Raw genomic sequence first — 18,402 nt, 5'->3', positions numbered from 1 at the left:
CTGTTCGCCGACTGACAGCAGAACAGGAAAGCGGGCGGGTGGCCGAAGCCACCCGCCCGATCGAACTCCGAAGGGTCAGGAACTACTCAGAACGATCAGCGGTCCACGAAGGCGAAGAAGCTCGTCGGAGTGATGGCACTAGAGGCCGAAACACTGTTGACCGTCCGGGTCACGACGACCGGGCAGACACCAGCGGTGCCGCCAATGGCTGTCTTGAGGTCGGCCAACGTGGTGGCCGGAGTAGCCGCGGCGTTCGGGGTGATGACCGTGATTGACGTCGCCGTCGGCACCGGGGTCGAAGCGAGCGGAGCGGACTTCCCGCAGATGGTGACAGCCAGCTCGCTCGCGACGGTGCTGAAGTTCGTTCCGGTGATCTTGACCGTCGTCGCCGCGCCGGTCTTGCCGGACGTCTTGTCGAGAGAGACGACCGTCGGCGTGGTGACGATCGTGAGACCGGTCGCCGTGCTCGCGAAGTTCCGCGCCACCGTGCCCTGCGTGATGCTCAGCACCGGCGTGGTCGAGGCGGTGAGCGCGGTGCCGGTCGTGGCAAGCCAGAAATTCGCGTTGGCAACAGGCGCGGCAGTCGCAGCCTGGGCCGATCCGTCAGCTGCGACGAAACCGACCGTGGTCAGCGGCTTGCCACCGAGCGTGCCACTGAGCCCGGACGTCGCCCGCCCGTCGAAGGCGAAGTCGGTGCCGGCCTTGACCCGGATAACCTGGGCACCGGCCGCGCTGAGCTCCCTGACCCGGTCAGCGACAGCCAGCGAAGAACTGTTGTCGGTGTAGACCGGGAACTTTTCGCTGCCAGACGTCGCATCGAACTCGTCGATGGACGGCGGGGGCACAAACGTCAGAGCCGCGGTCTTCGTGGCCGTGCCACTGCCCGTCTGGATGATCGTCACGTCCTCGGCGGCGCCGCCGGGCGAGGGGATACATCCGGCGACAGCGGTGCCGGACGGCGTGTTGCCCACAGTATTCGGGGTCTTCACCGAGATCTGGGTAGAGCTGGTCACCACGTAGCTCTGCAGGTTCGCGCAGTCCGCGTCAGCGCCGAGCGTGATTCCCGTGATCTGGTCCTCGTCGAAGTTCGTGCCGTTGATGACCACCACCCGGTTACCGAGGCTCGCCCCGACCTTGACGGGACTGACCGTGGTGATGGTGACGCCGTAGTTGGTGACAGCACTGGCCGACTGCGCCGAGACAGCGAGGGATGCGCCTACCACGAGGGTCGCTGCGGCGGCCACGGCGGTGGCTCTGCGCGGTGCCCTCGATGAGAGAAGCGACATGGAAAGGGGTCCTTCCGAGCGATGAGTGAGAGTCCGTCCGGCGGCACGGTGGCAGGCGCCGGGATGACTGAAAGTGAGATCAGAGTAGCCTTCAGGTTGTCTGGATGGACCTGATTTGCCCAGCTTCGGGAACCGATCGGATACCGGGGGCGGCCAGGTGTGGGATGTCGCGGGACCGGAGATAGACAGGCGCATGGACAAGCGTGCGGTTGTGTTCGGCGGGGGTGGCGTCACCGGGGTCGCCTGGACGATGGGCATGGTCTACGGGCTGGCCGAGCGGGGGATCGATCTCACCACCGCCGACCTGTTCGTGGGGACGTCGGCCGGATCGGTGGTTGCCGCCCAGTTGACCAGCGGGACGCCGGTCGGGGAGTTGTACGCGCACGAGCTCGCGGACACCTCCGGCGATCGGAAGGCCGCTGTCGGCGTACGTGTGCTTGCTGGTTTTGTGGTTGCTGCTCTTTGGCCCGGTGACGGAGCAAAAGGGCGGGCCTGGCTGGGGCGGGCCGCGCTGAGGAAGAAGACCGTTCCGGAATCCGAGCGGCGGGCGGCGATCGCCGGGCGGGTGAAGCGGGATGCCTGGCCGGATGCGCTGCTGAGGGTTCCCGCTGTGGAGGCTGAGACCGGCGAGGTCAGGGTGTTCGATCGGGACAGCGGGGTTTCGCTGATCGACGCGGTGGCCGCGAGTTGTGCCGTTCCGCTGGTGTGGCCGCCGATGACCGTGGGTGGCCGGCGTTACGTGGACGGCGGGGTGCGGTCGGTGGCCAATGTCGATCTTGCGGTGGGGTACGACCGGGTGGTGGTGGTCGTGCCCAGTACGGCTTCCGTGAAGCGCAGTGGCAAACCGGCGGTGCAGGCGCGGGCCTTCACGAACAGTGTGGTGGTCAGTCCCACCGATGCTGCGCTCACCGCGATCGGGCGCAATCCGTTGAATCCGGACCGGCGGGCGCCGGCCGCGGAGGCCGGGCGGGTGCAGGCCGCCGGGGAGGCCGAGCGGGTCCGCGCGGTGTGGTGAACGTTGCCCTGTCGCGCTCCATGATCATCCGGTTTACTGATGGACATGAGCATCATCAACACCGGGTTCGGCGGGCGGCGGCGCTCGTCGCGGCCCGACCTGCCGCCGGGGCAGTACCTCACCCAGGATTTTCCGGTGTTGTCGGCCGGCCCCACGCCGCGGATCCCGCTCGACAAGTGGTCGTTCACGATCACCGATGAGCTCGGCACGAAGACCAGCTGGAACTGGGACGAGTTCAACGCTCTGCCCCAGGAGGATTTCACGGTTGACATCCACTGCGTGACCAAGTGGTCCAAGCTCGGCACGACGTGGCGCGGGGTCGCCATCGACACGCTGTTCGAGAACATCGAGTCGACCGCCGACTACACCATGATCCATGGGTACGGCGGGTACACCACCAATGTTCCGCTCGACGACCTGCTCGACGGCAAGGCCTGGGTGGCGCACACGTTCGACGGCGAGCCGCTGCACCCGGAACACGGCGGTCCCGCCCGCCTGGTCGTGCCGCACCTCTACTTCTGGAAATCCGCGAAGTGGGTCAACGGCATCGAGATGCTCCAGCAGGACGAGCCCGGCTTCTGGGAAGAGGCCGGCTACAACATGTACGGGGACCCGTGGCGCGAGCAGCGGTACCAGGGCGACTAGGGTGGAAGGTCGCCACCGTGGCGCAGGCCCGGTGGGAGACCCCTTCCGCCCGCACCCTGGTCCTTGACATCCCCGACTGGCCCGGACACCTGCCCGGTCAGCACGTCGACGTGCGGCTGACCGCCCCGGACGGGTATTCGGCCCAGCGCAGTTACTCCATCGCGTCGTCGTGGCGCGAGGACGGCAAGGTCGAGCTGACCGTGCAACGCGTCGAGGACGGCGAGGTCTCGTCGTACCTCGATGATGTGCTCGCAACCGGGCAGCAGATCGAGGTGCGCGGCCCGGTCGGGGGCTGGTTCGTGTGGCGGGCCGCGCCGCCGCCGGTGCTGCTGGTCGCCGGCGGGTCCGGGGTGGTGCCGCTGATGGCGATGATCCGGGCGCGCGGTGACGTGCGCGGCAAGCAGCCGTTCCGGTTGATCTACTCGGTGCGCACCCCGCAGGACGTGCTGTACGCCGACGAGCTCCAGCGCCGGGTCCGCGACGATCCGGGCCTCGACGTGCACTTCGTGTACACCCGCAAGGCCCCGGACGGCTGGCCGGAGGCCCCCGGGCGGATCGGTGTGCCGACGCTCAACACCCACGGCTGGCCGCCGGACTTCGCCCCGGACGTCTTCGTGTGCGGGCCGACCCCGTTCGTCGAGGCGGCCGCGAACATCCTGGTCGCGCTCGGTCACGACGCCGGGAAGATCAGGACAGAGCGCTTCGGGGGTACGTCATGACCGGGCTCGACGGCAACGCCGTGGCCGGCGACCTGAGCCTGCGCATCCCGGCACCGCCGGCGGCAGAAGGCTAACGTCGGGTGGTCCCGGTGCCGAATTGGCGCGGGTGAGCACCCGACGGATCCCTCGACCGGCGATGGTCGCCGCCGTGGTGCTGGTGGTGGTCGTGGCCCTGGCCGGGTCGTGGTCGCGGGTGGAGGCGGCGTTCTCCGCCACGGTGATCAACGCGGGCAACGTGTTCGGCGCGGCCGGGCCGTCCGGGACCGGGGCCCTGTACGCGTTCGGGGACACCGGGGACACCCAGATGGTGCCGACCCGGGCCGACGACACCAGTTCGTGGACCAGCGTCGCCTCCGGTGATCATTACACCTGCGGGATCCGGACCGGCGGCGGCCTGTGGTGCTGGGGGCACGGGTACGGCGCCGGGCAGCTCGGTGTCGGTGACTACAACCCGCGGCTGCTGCCCACCCGGGTCGGCACCGCCGCGTGGTCGCAGGTGACCGCCGGGGCGGCGCACACGTGCGGGATCCAGACCGACGGCACGCTGTGGTGCTGGGGTGACGGGGCGCAGGGCAAGCTCGGGCAGGGCACCACGTCCAACGCGAACGTCCCGAAACAGGTGACGACGCCGGCCGCCGGTGGCTGGGCCTCGGTGTCCGCGGGAAACCTGTTCACCTGCGCCACGCGTACGGACGGCAGCCTCTATTGTTTCGGCCGGAACGCGAGCGGTGAGGCCGGTATCGGCTCCACCGTCACGCCGCAGTCGACGCCCGTGCAGGTGGCCGGGACCGACTGGGCGAGCATCAGCCTCGGATACCAACACGCCTGCGGTCTGCGTACCGACAAATCGCTGTACTGCTGGGGTGACGGCGGGTCCGGCCGGCTGGGCATCGGGACGACCGCCAACGCGACCTCGCCCACGCTGGTCGCCGGTTCGTGGGAGCAGGTCTCGCTGGGCACCGACCACAGTTGCGCCGTGAAGACCGGCGGGTCGCTGTGGTGCTGGGGCGTCGGCGGCAGCGGACGGCTCGGCACCGGCTCGACCAGCGGCTCGACCACCCCGGCGCGGGTGGGCACCGGCTCGTCGTGGGTGCGGGTGAGCGGGGCCCGCGTGTCGACCTGCGCCATGCAGACCGACACCTCGATCTGGTGCTGGGGCAACAACACGTACGGTCAGCTCGGCCTCGGCGACACCACCGACCGTTCCGTACCGTTCCAGGTCGGCTCGGACCCGACCTGGAACGGCATCTCGCCCGGGCCGATCTCCTACCAGTCCTGCGCGACCCGGACCGCCGGCACGCTGTGGTGCTGGGGTGACACCCAGGCGGTGCACTTCACGCCGTACCCGGTGGACGCCGTCACGACGTGGAACTCCTCGGCGGCCAACGACAAGTACGCGTGCGGCACGCGCACCGACCGGTCCCTGTGGTGCTGGGGCCGCAACAACAGCGGCCGGCTGGGCCTCGGCGACACCGTCGACCGGTACACCCCGGCCCGGGTGGGTTCGGCGTCCATGTGGCTGCAGGTGACCGCCGGCGCCTATCACGCGTGCGCGGTCGGCACCGACACCACGCTGTGGTGCTGGGGCGACAACGGCAACGGCCAGCTGGGCATCGGCAGCACCACGAGCGCGACCGCCCCGGCACAGGTGCAGTATCCGGCGACGACCGGCTGGACGTCGGTGTCCGCGGGGAACCAGTTCACCTGCGCCACGCGTACGGACGGCTCGATGTACTGCTTCGGCCGCAACCTGTCCGGGGAGACCGGCAAGGGCGGGGCCACCACCACGCGGGAGGTCACCCCGGTGCCGGTGGTCGCCCCGGCCGCCGGCGGCTGGGCCACGGTGAGCCTGGGCTACCAGCACGCCTGCGCGCTGACCACGGACGGCTCGCTGTACTGCTGGGGGGACGGCGGCAACGGGCGGCTGGGGGTGAACAGCACCACGACGTTCAGCTCGCCGCAGAAGGTGGGCAGCTCGGTCTGGCAGGCCGTCGGGCTGGGCACCGACCATTCCTGCGCGGTACGCGACGTCGGCTCGCTCTGGTGCTGGGGGGCCGGCGGCAGCGGCCGGCTCGGCAACGGGTCCACCGGCAACGTCACGCTCCCCGCCCAGATCGGCACGGCCACGAGCTGGCGGTCGGTCAGCGGCGGTGCGACCCACACCTGCGGGACGCAGGCGTTCGGCACGGTGTGGTGCTGGGGCGGCAACGCGTACGGGCAGCTCGGCCTCGGCGAGTCGGTGACGACGCAGATGACCCCGGCGCGGCTGACCGGGCACGCCGGGCGGCCGGTGGTCTCCGGCCCGGGGGCGAGCGCCAGCTTGCTCACCGTGAGTTCTTAACAATGGCCCGGCCCGGCCGATCGTTACGCATTGTGAGGATCGGGAACTGGGGCGGCAGTGGCCGCGTGAAGGCGGCCGTGACGTTGTCCGCCGCGCTGGTGCTGGGACTCGTCGCGGGCGGTGCGACGTTCTCGGCGTTCACCGCGTCGACAAGCAACGCCGGTAACAGCTTCGGTGCCGGCACCGTCACGCTGAGCGACAACAGCTCGGGGTCACGGATGTTCTCGGTGCCGGCGCTGCGGCCCGGCAGCCCGGTCAGCCGGTGCATCGAGGTCGCCTACACCGGCACGCTGCCCGCCGCGGTCAAGCTGTACGGGGCGACGACCGGCGGGACCGGGCTGGAGTCGTACCTGAACCTGACCGTGACCCGGGGCACCACCTCGACCGCGTTCGGTGACTGTTCCGGCTTCACCGCGGACTCCAGCGGCGCGACGCTGTTCACCGGCCTGCTGTCGGCCTATCCCAGGACGCTCGCCACCGCGATCGCCGACCCGAACGCGGCCTGGGCCAAGGACGAGAAGCACGCCTACCGCTTCACCGTCGACGTGGTCGACACCGCCGACGCCGAGGGCAGGACCGCGACCCAGACGTTCACGTGGGACGCGCGCTGAGCCGGCTGGCCACCGTCGCGATGATCGTGATGGTGGCCGGCGCGGGCACGGCCGTGACCGGGCGCGCGCTCGGATACCGCACCCTGGTCGAGCGCTCGGACAGCATGGCGCCGGCGATCTACACCGGTGACCTGCTGCTGTCGCGTGACGTCCCGGCGGACTCGGCGCGCACCGGCGACATCATCACGTTCCCGGACGTGACGCGAGACGGCGTGACGGGCGACGGCGTGACGGGCAACGGCGTGACGGGCAACGGCGTGACGGGCAACGGCGTGACGCTCACCCACCGGGTCGTGTCGGTCCGCCGCAACGGCGACATCCTGATCTTCGTGACCCGGGGTGACGCGAACACCGCCGAGGAGCAGTGGACCGCGGCCCCGTCCGCGACGATCGGCCGCACCCTGACCGTGCTGCCGGGCGCGGGCAAGGCGCTGGGCTGGCTCTCCCGGCCGGGCCCGGCCGCCACCTTCGCCGGCCTGCTCGTCGCCGCGATCGTGCTGCTGCTGGGCAGCCTGAGCCTGCGCCGCCGGCCGGCTCCCCGTCCGGAGCAGGAACTAGTCGCGGAAGGTACGCCGTAAGCGGTCGGCGAGGCTCGAGGGGCGGGGTGCGACGGGGGCCGCGGGGGCGCCCGTGCGGATCACCGGGCGGGAGCGGCCGATGGGCTGGTCGTAGTCCGCGGCCGCAATGGACGCGATGATCTGCTCGTCGGCGAAGTTCTCGGAGCCGGGGATGGACGCGACGAAGCCGACCAGCACGCCGTCGCGCATGATCTGCGCCTCGAGACCGGCGGTACCGTCGTTGTCCCAGATGGCCTCGCGGCCGTCGGGCAGCACGACCCGGATGCCGTACTGCGTGATGCCGGCGTGCGGCAGCTTGACGTGGGCGAAGACGTTGCGGTCCCGCAGTGCGACGACCACCCGGTTGGCGCGTTCCTCTTCCATGCGATCGACGCTAGTCCGCGAGACTGAGCAGACGCTGAAGAACCGCTGTGGGAGCACTGCCGGTTGCGGTGAGCGGGATTCACCTTCCCCGGCCCGGGCCGTTGCTACTCTCGGCTGGTGCCCGGATCGCCGGATTCACCCCAGCCGGATTCACCCCAGCCGGAATCACCCCAGCCGGAATCACCCGGCCCGGAGAGCGCCGACTTCCGGACCCTCTTCGAGTCGGCACCCGGCGCCTTCCTGGCCATGGATCCCACGCTGCACATCGTCGCGGTCACCGACGCCTATCTGAGGGCCTCGCTGACCCGGCGGCCGGAGATCCTCGGCCGGTACATGTTCGACGTGTTCCCGGACAGTGCCGACAACCATGGCTCGACCGGCACCGTCAGCCTGCGCGCCTCACTGCAACGGGTGCTCGAGACCAAGGCCCCGGACACGATGGCGGTGCTGCGGTACGACGTGGAGCGGCCGGACGGCGGCGGGTTCGAGGCCCGGCACTGGAGCCCGTGCAACACCCCCGTCCTGGGCGCCGACGGCGAGGTGCGCTACATCGTCAACCAGGTCGTCGACGTGACGGAGTTCGTGGCCCTCCAGGCGCACGGAAATCACGCCGAGCAGCGGACCCAGGAGATGCAGGCCGAGATCCTGCGCCGGTCCCAGGAGCTGCAGCAGGCGAACCTGGCACTACGGGCCGCCGACAACGCCAAGAACGATTTCCTGTCCCGGGTGAGCCACGAGCTGCGTACCCCCCTGAACGCGATCCTGGGTTTCAGCGAGCTGCTCAGCCTCAGCGACATCGAGGCCGTGCACCACGAGTGGGCCACCCTGATCCACAAGGCCGGGAAGCATCTGCTGGGCCTGCTCGACGACGTCCTGGACACCACCCGGATCGAGGGCGGGCACCTGACCCTGACGGTCGAGCCGGTGCCGGTCGGCCCGCTGGTCACCGAGGTGCTCGACATGGTGCGGCCGATCGCCGACGCCGCGGGTGTGCGCCTGTCGGCACCGCCGGAGATGTCCGAGGGCTGGTGTGTCGACGCCGACCGGCAACGGCTGCGCCAGGTGCTGATGAACCTGCTCTCCAACGCGATCAAGTTCAACCATCCGACGGGTACGGTGACCGTCGCCGTCCGGCCGGATCCGGATCAGCGCCTGCGGATCGAGGTCATCGACACCGGCCGGGGCATCGCCCGGGAGTCGCTCGGCGCGCTGTTCACCCCGTTCGAGCGCCTCGACGCGGCGAAGGCCGGTTTCGAGGGCACCGGGCTGGGCCTGTCGCTGTCCCGCAATCTGATGATCACCATGGGCGGCCGCCTCGAGGTGACCAGCGAGATCGGCACCGGCAGCACGTTCTGGCTCGACCTGCCGTCGGCCGCCTGCGCCGCCGCCGGGCCGGAGACCGACGGTGACACCGCGCTCCTGGCCGAGGAGGGGTACTCCCGCCCGGCCCGTGTCCTGTATGTCGAGGACGTCGCGGAGAACGTGCGCCTGGTCGAGGACATCCTCACCCACCGCCCGTCGATCACGCTGATCTCGGCCACCATGGCCGCGGCCGGGCTGGACCTGGCCCGCCGGCACCTCCCCGACCTGATCCTGCTCGACCTGCACCTGCCCGACCTGCCCGGCGACGAGTTGTTCGAGCTGCTCCGCGCCGATCCGTCCACCCACGACATCCCGGTGGTCGCCCTCAGCGCCGACGCCACGGCCCACCACATCGAGAAGCTCCGCGCCGCCGGCGTCGCCGAATACCTCACCAAGCCGATCGCGGTCCGCGATCTGCTGGACACATTGGACCGCCTGCTGCCGGCGCTCCCGGCCCGGACGGCACATCTCGACAGTCGGTCACCCCGCCGGGGATAGCGCGATAGGCTGGGAAAATGCCCGGTATGCCGGAGTCAACCGGTGCCTCACCGCCCTTCGAGGCGGCGCCCGGCCTCTATCTGGTGCTCGATCCGGACTTCCGGATCGTGACCGCCACGGACGCGTACCTTCAGGTCGCCATGGTGCAGCGGGAGCAGGTCGTGGGCCGCGACGTGTTCGCGGCGTTCCCGGACAACCCGGATGACCCCGCCGCGACCGGCACGAAGGACCTGCGCGCGTCCCTGCTGCGCGTCCTGGAGCGGCGCGAGCCGGACACGATGTCGGCGATGCGGTACGACATCGACGACGGCCACGGCTACGTCACCCGGTACTGGCGCTCGGTCAACACCCCGGTCCTCGACCCGGACGGCCGGGTGCGCTTCATCATCCAGCAGGTCGAGGACGTCACCGATCTCCTCGGGATGCAGGAGGCCAACGAGGCGCTGCGGAACGCCGACGACGCCAAGAACGAATACCTGTCCCGGATGAGTCACGAGCTGCGCACCCCGCTCAACGCGGTCCTGGGGTTCAGCGAACTGCTCACCCTCAGCGACATCGACGAGGCCCACCGGGGCTGGGCCGGGCTGATCCACAACGCCGGCAAGCACCTGCTGGCCCTGCTCGACGACATCCTGGACACCGCGCGGATCGAGGGTGGCCACCTGACCCTGTCGGTCGAACCGGTCGCGGTCGGCCCGTTGATCGCCGAGGTGCTCGCGCTCGTCAGCCCGCTGGCGGACACGGCGGGCGTACGCCTGGCCCCCGCACCGGAACTCCCCACCGACCACTGCGTCAGTGCGGATCGGCAGCGCCTGCGGCAGGTCATGATGAACCTGCTCTCCAACGCGATCAAGTTCAACCACCCGACGGGTACGGTCACCGTCACCGTCCAGGAGCAGGGCGAACGTACCCGGATCGACGTCGTGGACACGGGCCGGGGGATCCCGGCGGAGTCGCTCGGCGCGCTGTTCACCCCGTTCGAGCGCCTCGACGCCGGGGCGGCCGGTTTCGAGGGCACCGGTCTGGGCCTGTCCCTGTCGCGGCACCTCACGCAGAGCATGGGCGGCCGGCTGGAGGTGTCCAGCGAGCTCGGCAAGGGCAGCACCTTCTGGCTCGACCTGCCCACGACCGACAGCCCCGACGCCGGGACGGTCCCGGATGAGCTCCCCGCCCTGCCGTCCGGCACCCGCCCGGCCACGGTGCTGTACGTCGAGGACGTCATGGAGAACATCCGCCTGGTCGAGGACATGCTCGCCCACCGCCCGTCGGTGACGCTGATCCCGGCCGCGCTCGGAGCGGCCGGCCTCGACCTGGCCCGCGAGCACGTGCCGGATCTGATCCTGCTCGACCTGCACCTGCCCGACATGCCGGGCGAGGACCTGTTCGAACAGCTCAAGGCCGACCCGGCGACCCACGACATCCCGGTGGTGGCCCTCAGCGCCGACGCGACCACGCACCACATCGAGCGACTGCACTCGGCCGGCGTGGCGGCGTACCTGACCAAGCCGGTCACCATCCGCGAACTGCTCGCCACCCTCGACCGGCTGCTGCCGACCGGCACCCCGGCCCGGCACGCCCACGATCTCCGCGAGGCATCGACGCCTCCCGCATAGCGGGCTTGCCTGATTCTTCCCGACGTACGGGGACAGCGGGACCAGGTTGCCCCGGACCCGGCCCGTCCGGCCGCGGCAGCGTCCACAGTAGGCACATGATCGTAAGAATCCTGACGGCCGTCACCGCCGTCGCGATGAGCGTCGTCCTGGGGGCCTCGCCCGCGACCGCCGGCGGCCCGGGTGGCGACCTCCCGCCCGGAACCGGCGCACCGGGAACTCCGGGAACACCCGGCCTGCCCACCCCCACGACCGACCCGACCCTGCCGGGCCCGCCGCCCGCGCCCGACGTGCCCGGGGACCCGCCCGGCGGCGGCCAGCCGGGAACCCCCGTCGCGACCGCCCCCGTCATCGGCTTCGACCTGGCCGGCCCGGGCGAGGTGAGCACCCTGCTGCTGTCCGCCTCGGGCAGCTACCGGGTGGACACCTTCGGATACCGGATCGGCGACGCCGGGGAGATCACGATCCCCGCGATCGACGGCACCGTTACCGTGGCGGTCATCCTCCCGGCGGGCACGACCACGGTCACCGTCCGGGCGTTCCAGGACGGCACCCTCCTGGGCGAAACCTCCACAGACGTCACGCTCTGATCGAACCCGCGCCCCGGCCCGACGCTCACGTCACCGGGGCGCGGCCGCCCGGCGGACCGAAATGTCCGTTCGGACATCCCCCTGAGCTGGGAGAAGTCTGAGAAAATCTCCGCCATGCTCCGCTTCTACTCGCTGTTCGTGCTGCTCGACCTGGTCCTGCTGGTCGTCGCCCTCATCGACTGCCTCTCGTGCGACGAGTACGCGATCCGCGCGCTGCCCCGGGTGGCCTGGGTCTTCCTGATCCTGCTCTTCTCCCCCATCGGCGCGATCGCCTGGTTCGTCGCGGGCCGCCCGCCCCGCGCCGTCCGGATGAGCAACGGCGAGATGTGGCGCCCCGGTGCCGGCTTCCCGGAGAAGGACCGCCCCACCCGCACGGGCCCGCCCGCACCCGACGACGACCCGGAGTTCCTCCGCGACCTCGCCGGCTCGCTCCGCGAGGACGAGACCATGATGAAGAAGTGGGAGGCCGACCTGCGTCGCCGCGAGGAAGAACTCCGCAAGAAGAACCCCCAGGACGACTGACGAACCTCCGGGGTACGGCGGAACGGGCCGCCCCGCCCGGTGAGCGGAACGGCCCGTGGCCTACCGGGGAACCCGGTCAGTCGAGCAGTTCGGAGACCGTGCCGGCGGCCACCGTGCGGCCGCCCTCACGGACCGCGAAACCGAGGCCGACGTGCATCGGGACCTCTTTACCGAGGTTCACCGTCAGGTCGACGGTGTCCCCCGGCATGACCATCGGGAGGTCTCCGAGGTCGATGGCGCCGGAGACGTCGGTGGTGCGGAAGAAGAACTGGGGGCGGTAGTTCGCCACGAACGGCGTGTGCCGGCCACCTTCCTCCTTCGTCAGCGCGTACATGTGGGCCTTGAAGCTCTTGTGCGGGGTGACGCTGCCCGGCAGCGCCACGACCTGGCCGCGTTGCACCTGGTCGCGCTTGATGCCGCGGAGCAGGACCGCCGCGTTGTCACCGGCCTCCGCGGTCGGCAGGCTCTTGCCGAACGTCTCGAGACCGGTCGCGACCGTGGCGATGGTCTCGCCGAGACCGACCACCTCGACCTGGTCGCCGACGTGCAGCACCCCGCGCTCGACCTTGCCCGTCACGACCGTGCCGCGGCCACTGATGGTGAGGACGTTCTCGATGGGCATCAGGAACGGCTCGCCGAGCTCGCGGGGCGGGATCGGGACGTAGGTGTCGACCGCGTCGAGCAGGTCCACGACGGAGGCCACCCAGCGCTCGTCACCCTCGAGGGCCTTGAGCGCGCTGACCCGTACGACCGGGACCTCGTCGCCCGGGAAGCCGTACTCGCTGAGCAGTTCGCGGACCTCGAGCTCGACCAGGTCGAGCAGCTCCCCGTCCTCGACGGCGTCGCTCTTGTTGAGCGCCACCACCAGGTACGGCACGCCGACCCGCTGGGCGAGCAGCACGTGCTCGCGGGTCTGCGGCATGGCGCCGTCCTGGGCCGAGACGACGAGGATCGCGCCGTCCACCTGGGCCGCGCCCGTGATCATGTTCTTCACGTAGTCGGCGTGCCCGGGCATGTCGACGTGGGCGTAGTGGCGGGCGGACGTCTCGTACTCGACGTGGGCGATGTTGATCGTGATGCCGCGGTCGTGCTCCTCCGGGGCCTTGTCGATCCCGTCGAACGCGACGTACCGGGTGGTGGCCGGGTCGCGGTCGGCGAGGACCTTGGTGATGGCGGCGGTGAGGGTCGTCTTGCCGTGGTCGACGTGACCCATCGTGCCGATGTTCAGGTGCGGCTTGGTGCGGGCGAACTGGCTCTTGGCCATGACAGGAATGTCCTTACTGGATGTAAGAAACGGGAGAACCCACGCAGGGGACGGCCACCCTTCCCCTGGGTTCCGGAAGCTACTGGGGAAGGGTCAGATTCGCGTATCGGCGCCGGCGGGAACGCACACGGGAGCCACTGCGGACAGACCCGCGAGCAGCTGCACACCGATGGCGTTCATGGCGATCACGGTAGGTCGTAACTCCGCCGTGCGCGACTTTATTTCAGGCCTTGCGGATGTCCGCCAGGGGAGCCATCACGATGCGGGGGGTCTTGGCCGGGTCGAGCCACGTCAAGATCTTGACCATCGCCGTACGGGAGACCGAGACGCAGCCGGCCGTCGAGCCGGAGCCGTTGACGTGCAGGAAGATGGCCGAACCCCGCTTGACGTTCGCCGGCTTGCTGGTGACGAACTGCCCACGCTTCGCGTCCCACGTGACCGTCGAAGCCGGCGGGCGGTTGAAGTTGATCACCGCGGCGTACTGATATTGCGTGGGGTAGGAAGCGAGCCGTTCCGACTGGCTCTTGCGCCACGTCCGGGTCGACGGGCCCCTTTTCTGGAACAGGTTGTACGTCTTGGGGTCCCGCGCGTCGCCGGCCCACCAGTCGTTGCCGTCGACCCGGGTGTATCGCAGCTTGGTACCCGGGTTCGCCTTCAGCCCGAACGTCGTGGTGATGCGGAACGTGCCGATCGGCGACGTGCCGGTGTCCTGCACCCGCTTGTTCGCCCACGCCCAGCCGGCATAGCCGTTGCGCGCCGGGGTGCTCATTTTCAGGGACCAGCTGCCGTTCGCGTTCTTCTCATACGCCCGCAGCGTCGCCCTGGTCGTGCCCCGCCCGGTGCCGGTGACCACGATGACCTGCCGCGAACTGCCGACATGCGCGAGCTTCGAGGGATGGTACGAAGGCAGCGCCGCGACCGAGGGCGCCGCTCCGAGTCCGAGCATGACGGCCACGAGCATGAGCCCGGCAGTGAGCTTTTTTCGCACAGGCCGCACCGTACCCCACCGGGTCGTTCGGTTGCATTCCTCCTGAACCGCCCGCACCGCGAGGCCGTTCAGCCGATAGTTGCCACATGGGTGTCATGGCTTATCCCCTCCGGTACGCGTTGGCCGACCTGGCGCTGGCGCTCAGTCGCGCCGCAGAGGACTCCGAACAGGTGCGCGCCACGGCGGCCCGGGCCGCCGCCGACATGATCGGCGACGGGGCCGGGGTCCAGCTCCTGGGCGACGACGGCCGCTACGAGCCGATCACCTATCTGCACGCCGACGACGAGCTGGCCCTGCCGTACGCGCGCCTGCTCGATCGCCAGGGTGAAAAGCCCGACGACGACTTCTCGACCGCGCTCGCCGCCAGCCGGCGCCCCCTGGTGCTCGCCGGGGAGAACGGTGAGCAGCTGACCGAGCTGCCCCTGCGGCGCCACCCCGGCCACCAGGATCCGGGCTCGCATCAGCCGCTCGTGCACGCCGCGGTGCTGTGCCCGATCATCGTCGACAACACGTACGCGGGATATCTGATCCTCACCCGCGAGACCGCGGGCTCGATCTACTCCCCCGCCGAGGTGGAGCTGGCCCGCGACATCACCGGTGAGCTGTCGCTGGTGGTGTCCTCGGCGCGCGCGATCGAACGCCTGCGCAACAGCGAGGAGCGCTACCGCCGGGTGCTCGAGACCATCCCCGAGGGGGTGCTGCAGCTCGACCTGGAGGGCCAGGCCACGTACGCGAACGAGCCCATCGGGGTGGTCCTCGGGATGCCCCGCCAGCAGCTCATCGGGGTCTCGCTGCGCGGTTTCCTCGACGACCACGGGCAGGCCGAGCTGACCCGCCGGCTCGCCGAGTGCAAGGCCGGCCGCTCGACCGTCGGCGCCACCCGGCTGCTCCGGGCGGACGGTTCGCACCGCAGCGTACGGATGAGCATGATGCCGTTGGAGGACGAGAACGGGCGCTTCGTCGGCGTGCTGTGCATGGTCACCGACACCACCGACCACATCGACGCCAAGGGCCTCAAGCGCCAGCTCGACCACCTGCGCCGGCTGGACAGCATGGGCCAGCTGATCGGCGGCATCTCGCACGACTTCAACAACCTGATGACCGTGGTGGCCGGGTCCGCCGACATGATCGCGACGACCACCGCCATCGGCACGCCGCAGCACCAGATGGCCAAGGACATCCTGGACGCGGTGGCCACCGGCCGTACCCTCACGCATCAGCTGCTGGCGTTCGGGCGGACCGAGGGCAACCGGCCGGAGATCATCCCCATCCCGGACCTGCTCACCGACGTGCAGAGCCTGTTCAGCCGGACGCTTGGCGAGCGGATCGGCCTCGACCTGGCGTTCAGCCCGGACATCTGGCCGGTGCGCGGCGAACGCGGACCGCTGGAGCAGGCCCTGGTCAACCTCGCCGCGAACGCCCGGGACGCGATGCTGCACGGTGGCATGCTGCGGGTCGCGGCGACCAACGAGGTGATCGAGAAGGGTCAGTTCGCCGCCGAGAACGCGCCGTCCGGCAAGATCGTGCACATGGTCATCCAGGACACCGGGGTGGGCATGACCGACGAGACCCGCCGGCGCGCGCTGGAGCCGTTCTTCACCACCCGGCCCACCGCGTCCGGCCTCGGCCTGGCCACCACGGCGGGCATCGTGCAGGGCCTGGGCGGGCACATCGAGCTCGAGTCACAACCCCGGATGGGTACGACGGTGCACCTGTACCTGCCGGCCGCCGAGGAACGCCCCGCCCCGTCGATCGACCGGCAGGCCACGCCGCAGGTCATCGGGCGGGTGCTCATCGTCGAGGACCAGCCCGAGGTGGCGCAGCTGGTGCAGCGCCTCATCGAGCCGGCCGGCTACGAGATCACCGTGGCCACCGACGCGCTGACCGCGGTCACCCAGGTCGCCGCCGGCGCGCACCCGGACCTGCTGATCACCGACGTGGTGATGCCGACGATGACCGGGCCGGAGCTGGCCGGGGCGCTGCGGACGCACCACCCGGACCTGCCGGTGCTGTACATGTCCGGCTACACGGCCGCTTCGCTGGGCCCGCAGCTGCACCTGGACGCGAACAGCATGCTCATCGAGAAGCCGTTCACCCGCTCGACGCTGCTGGCGTCGATCCGGGCATTGTGCGGCCCGCAGCCGCCCCGCCCCTGATCTCACTGCACGAAAAACCGCCTGAACGCTTCCAGCGTCCCGGCCGGGTCCTCCTCGGCCGGGTAGTGCCCGCAGCCCGGGAGGACCACGCTGGTCACGTCGTCGGCGACGCCGCGCATCGTGTCCGCGATCGCGTCGCCGAGGGACAGCTCGCCGGCAATGGTCAGCAGCGGGATCGTCAGCCGCCGCTTCGCGCGCTCGGCGTTCTGCGCGATTGTGGTGTCCAGCGCGCGATAGAACTGGAAGCTCGCATGCAGCGCCTCCGGATCCTTGAGCGTCTCGATGTAGTGCCGGACGGCGTGCTCTGCCAGGGGCCGCGCCGCCTTGGTGGCGAACTGATGGCCGAAGAACACCTCCTCCCGGCCGGCGACCAACCGCTCGTTCACGTCGTCGAGCCGGTTGAACGCGAAGTGGTAGAACCGGTTGACGGACGCCTGTGGCATGAACAGCGGCGGTGACGCGACGATGCCGGGGATGACGGCCTCGACGAGCGCGAGCCGGTCGAGCCGCCCGGGGTGGTCGGCGGCCAGCGCGTACCCGGTCCACATCCCCAGGTCGTGGCCGGCCATCGAGAACCGTTCGTGCCCCAGCGCGGACATCAGGTCGACCATGTCGGTGGCGAGCGTGCCGGTGTCGTACCCGTCCTGCGGCTTGTCCGAGAGCCCGACACCGCGCGGGTCCGGCACCACCACGCTGAAGTCGCGGGCCAGTGCCGGCATGAGCTCGCGCCAGGCGTACCACGTCTGCGGCCAGCCGCAGAGCAGCAGCAACGGCGGTCCCTCGCCGCCGACCATCGCGTGCGTCCCGCCGATCCGGCGGCTGGTGAAGCCTTCGATGTCCATGCGCCGAACCGTACCCCATCTTGGAACGATCGGTCCAGGATTCGGGGTAGGATCATCGACATGGCGGGACGCAAACAATTCGACGTCGACGACGCCCTCGACCGGGCGATGACGGCATTCTGGAAACACGGGTACGCGGACACGTCGCTCGACGTGCTCGTCAGCGCCACCGGCCTGGGGCGCGGCTCGCTGTACGGCACGTTCGGCGGAAAGGACGCACTGTTCCAGCTCTGCGTGCGGCGCTATGCGGAGCGATACGGCACCCGGTACGCCGCGGCCGGCGACCTGGGCAGCTTCCTCCAGGTGACACTCGACCGGATCGCCGACCCGGCCGTGCCCGACGGATGCCTGGTCGCCCAGTCCGCGGCACTGATGCCGGCACTGACCCCGGACAGCGCGACCCTCATCCGGTCGACGCTGGACAACCAGCGCCGGCTGATCAGAGCACTGGTCGGCCGGGACGACCTGGCCGTCTACGTACTGGCGGTGGTGCAGTCCCTGGGGGTGCTCAGCCGCGCCGGGGTGCCGATGGACGAGCTGCGCACGGTGGCGCGGCTCGCCCAGGACACCGTCAGCGGTTGTCGAACGGGTGCGCCTGCTGCACCGTCTGCAGCGCCAGCAACGCCGACAGCCGGGACGTGATCAGGCGGGCCTCGAGGTGCAGGCGCGCCACGTTCAGGCGGTTGTCACCCAGCACCGCGAGCAGGGCCAGGTCCCCGACGGAATACACCACCAGGTAACCCTTCTCGTTGTGGATCGTGCACTCGTGGAACCCGCCCTGATCCAGGGCGCTGCCACAGGTACGGCTGATGCCGTGCGCCCCGGCCGCGAGCGCGGCGAGATCATGCGGCTCCGTGGTGGACATGGTGTCGTGCAACAGCAGAAGTCCGTCGACGCCGGCTATGACGCAACCCGTCACGCCTGTCACCTGGTGCCGCAACGCGGCAAGCTCCGCGCGAACGGCGTTGTACTGCTGGTCAGTAGTCGTGCTCTGCACCGATGGATCTCTTCT

General features: G+C 70.3%; 18 protein-coding genes. 12 read left to right on the top strand and 6 right to left on the bottom strand.

The features are described 5' to 3' along the window. Nucleotides 1-95 precede the first annotated feature (95 nt). Entirely contained in the window at nucleotides 96-1,481 is a 1,386-nt protein-coding gene (locus ACIA6A_RS30440; protein WP_396101528.1) for an IPT/TIG domain-containing protein, read from the bottom strand. Here ACIA6A_RS30440 and ACIA6A_RS30435 point away from each other — a divergent pair. From ACIA6A_RS30435 to ACIA6A_RS30410, 6 genes are all read left to right on the top strand, one after another. Further along, a complete protein-coding gene (locus ACIA6A_RS30435) occupies nucleotides 1,480-2,301 on the top strand; it encodes a patatin-like phospholipase family protein (RefSeq protein WP_396101375.1) in 822 nt (273 codons plus the stop codon). The two genes, ACIA6A_RS30440 and ACIA6A_RS30435, sit on opposite strands and share 2 nt — an antisense overlap. A gap of 45 nt (nucleotides 2,302-2,346) precedes the next feature. Further along, nucleotides 2,347-2,946, top strand: coding sequence for a sulfite oxidase-like oxidoreductase (locus ACIA6A_RS30430; protein WP_396101374.1), 600 nt, complete (start codon nucleotides 2,347-2,349; stop codon nucleotides 2,944-2,946). Further along, nucleotides 2,916-3,665 carry a ferredoxin reductase gene (locus tag ACIA6A_RS30425; RefSeq protein ID WP_396101373.1) on the top strand — a complete coding sequence of 250 codons (750 nt, stop codon included), beginning with the start codon at nucleotides 2,916-2,918 and terminating at the stop codon, nucleotides 3,663-3,665. The genes ACIA6A_RS30430 and ACIA6A_RS30425 overlap by 31 nt, the downstream gene beginning before the upstream one ends. A gap of 106 nt (nucleotides 3,666-3,771) precedes the next feature. After that, nucleotides 3,772-6,006: an RCC1 domain-containing protein gene (locus ACIA6A_RS30420; RefSeq protein WP_396101372.1), complete on the top strand. Its 2,235-nt coding sequence runs from the start codon at nucleotides 3,772-3,774 to the stop codon at nucleotides 6,004-6,006. A 32-nt stretch (nucleotides 6,007-6,038) separates the two neighbouring features. Next, nucleotides 6,039-6,617, top strand: coding sequence for a TasA family protein (locus tag ACIA6A_RS30415; protein WP_396101371.1), 579 nt, complete (start codon nucleotides 6,039-6,041; stop codon nucleotides 6,615-6,617). After that, nucleotides 6,602-7,195, top strand: coding sequence for a hypothetical protein (locus tag ACIA6A_RS30410; RefSeq protein WP_396101370.1), 594 nt, complete (start codon nucleotides 6,602-6,604; stop codon nucleotides 7,193-7,195). Before ACIA6A_RS30415 ends, ACIA6A_RS30410 begins: the two co-directional genes overlap by 16 nt. Here ACIA6A_RS30410 and ACIA6A_RS30405 read toward each other — a convergent pair. Beyond that, nucleotides 7,172-7,558: a hypothetical protein gene (locus tag ACIA6A_RS30405; RefSeq protein ID WP_396101369.1), complete on the bottom strand. Its 387-nt coding sequence runs from the start codon at nucleotides 7,556-7,558 to the stop codon at nucleotides 7,172-7,174. The genes ACIA6A_RS30410 and ACIA6A_RS30405 overlap by 24 nt on opposite strands. 117 nt (nucleotides 7,559-7,675) lie before the next feature. Here ACIA6A_RS30405 and ACIA6A_RS30400 point away from each other — a divergent pair, with 117 nt between their 5' ends. From ACIA6A_RS30400 to ACIA6A_RS30385, 4 genes are all read left to right on the top strand, one after another. After that, a complete protein-coding gene (locus ACIA6A_RS30400; protein ID WP_396101368.1) occupies nucleotides 7,676-9,418 on the top strand; it encodes an ATP-binding protein in 1,743 nt (580 codons plus the stop codon). Between the two features lie 26 nt (nucleotides 9,419-9,444). After that, complete coding sequence (locus ACIA6A_RS30395; protein ID WP_396101367.1) at nucleotides 9,445-11,031, top strand: ATP-binding protein; 1,587 nt, start codon at nucleotides 9,445-9,447, stop codon at nucleotides 11,029-11,031. 95 nt (nucleotides 11,032-11,126) lie between these two features. Further along, on the top strand, nucleotides 11,127-11,618 hold the full coding sequence (locus tag ACIA6A_RS30390) for a hypothetical protein (protein ID WP_396101366.1): 492 nt from the start codon (nucleotides 11,127-11,129) through the stop codon (nucleotides 11,616-11,618). Between the two features lie 114 nt (nucleotides 11,619-11,732). Then, the gene (locus ACIA6A_RS30385) at nucleotides 11,733-12,140 is read left to right on the top strand and encodes a PLD nuclease N-terminal domain-containing protein (protein ID WP_396101365.1); all 408 of its coding nucleotides are present in this window, start codon (nucleotides 11,733-11,735) and stop codon (nucleotides 12,138-12,140) included. Nucleotides 12,141-12,216: 76 nt separating this feature from the next. On the opposite strand, the gene tuf is transcribed toward ACIA6A_RS30385, so the two are convergent. Beyond that, nucleotides 12,217-13,404 (bottom strand): elongation factor Tu, encoded by a 1,188-nt coding sequence (gene tuf, locus ACIA6A_RS30380; RefSeq protein WP_396101364.1) that lies wholly within the window; start codon nucleotides 13,402-13,404, stop codon nucleotides 12,217-12,219. 223 nt (nucleotides 13,405-13,627) lie between these two features. Next, nucleotides 13,628-14,392 carry a L,D-transpeptidase gene (locus tag ACIA6A_RS30375; RefSeq protein WP_396101363.1) on the bottom strand — a complete coding sequence of 255 codons (765 nt, stop codon included), beginning with the start codon at nucleotides 14,390-14,392 and terminating at the stop codon, nucleotides 13,628-13,630. 86 nt (nucleotides 14,393-14,478) lie between these two features. On the opposite strand from ACIA6A_RS30375, the gene ACIA6A_RS30370 reads away from it, so the two are divergent. Next, nucleotides 14,479-16,548: a response regulator gene (locus tag ACIA6A_RS30370; protein WP_396101362.1), complete on the top strand. Its 2,070-nt coding sequence runs from the start codon at nucleotides 14,479-14,481 to the stop codon at nucleotides 16,546-16,548. Nucleotides 16,549-16,550: 2 nt separating this feature from the next. Here the strand turns inward: ACIA6A_RS30370 and ACIA6A_RS30365 are convergent, their stop codons facing one another. After that, complete coding sequence (locus tag ACIA6A_RS30365; protein ID WP_396101360.1) at nucleotides 16,551-17,390, bottom strand: alpha/beta fold hydrolase; 840 nt, start codon at nucleotides 17,388-17,390, stop codon at nucleotides 16,551-16,553. A 60-nt stretch (nucleotides 17,391-17,450) separates the two neighbouring features. Between ACIA6A_RS30365 and ACIA6A_RS30360 the strand changes: the two genes are divergently transcribed. After that, entirely contained in the window at nucleotides 17,451-18,032 is a 582-nt protein-coding gene (locus tag ACIA6A_RS30360) for a TetR/AcrR family transcriptional regulator (protein ID WP_396101359.1), read from the top strand. Here the strand turns inward: ACIA6A_RS30360 and ACIA6A_RS30355 are convergent. Further along, the gene (locus tag ACIA6A_RS30355) at nucleotides 17,962-18,387 is read right to left on the bottom strand and encodes a roadblock/LC7 domain-containing protein (protein WP_396101358.1); all 426 of its coding nucleotides are present in this window, start codon (nucleotides 18,385-18,387) and stop codon (nucleotides 17,962-17,964) included. The two genes, ACIA6A_RS30360 and ACIA6A_RS30355, sit on opposite strands and share 71 nt — an antisense overlap. Between the last annotated feature and the right edge of the window lie 15 nt (nucleotides 18,388-18,402).

The sequence above is a fragment of the Actinoplanes sp. NPDC051494 genome (assembly GCF_044454705.1).
GTDB lineage: Bacteria > Actinomycetota > Actinomycetes > Mycobacteriales > Micromonosporaceae > Actinoplanes.
The sequence above is the reverse complement of the archived record's forward strand: the minus strand, read 5'-3'. Positions and strand labels throughout refer to the sequence as shown.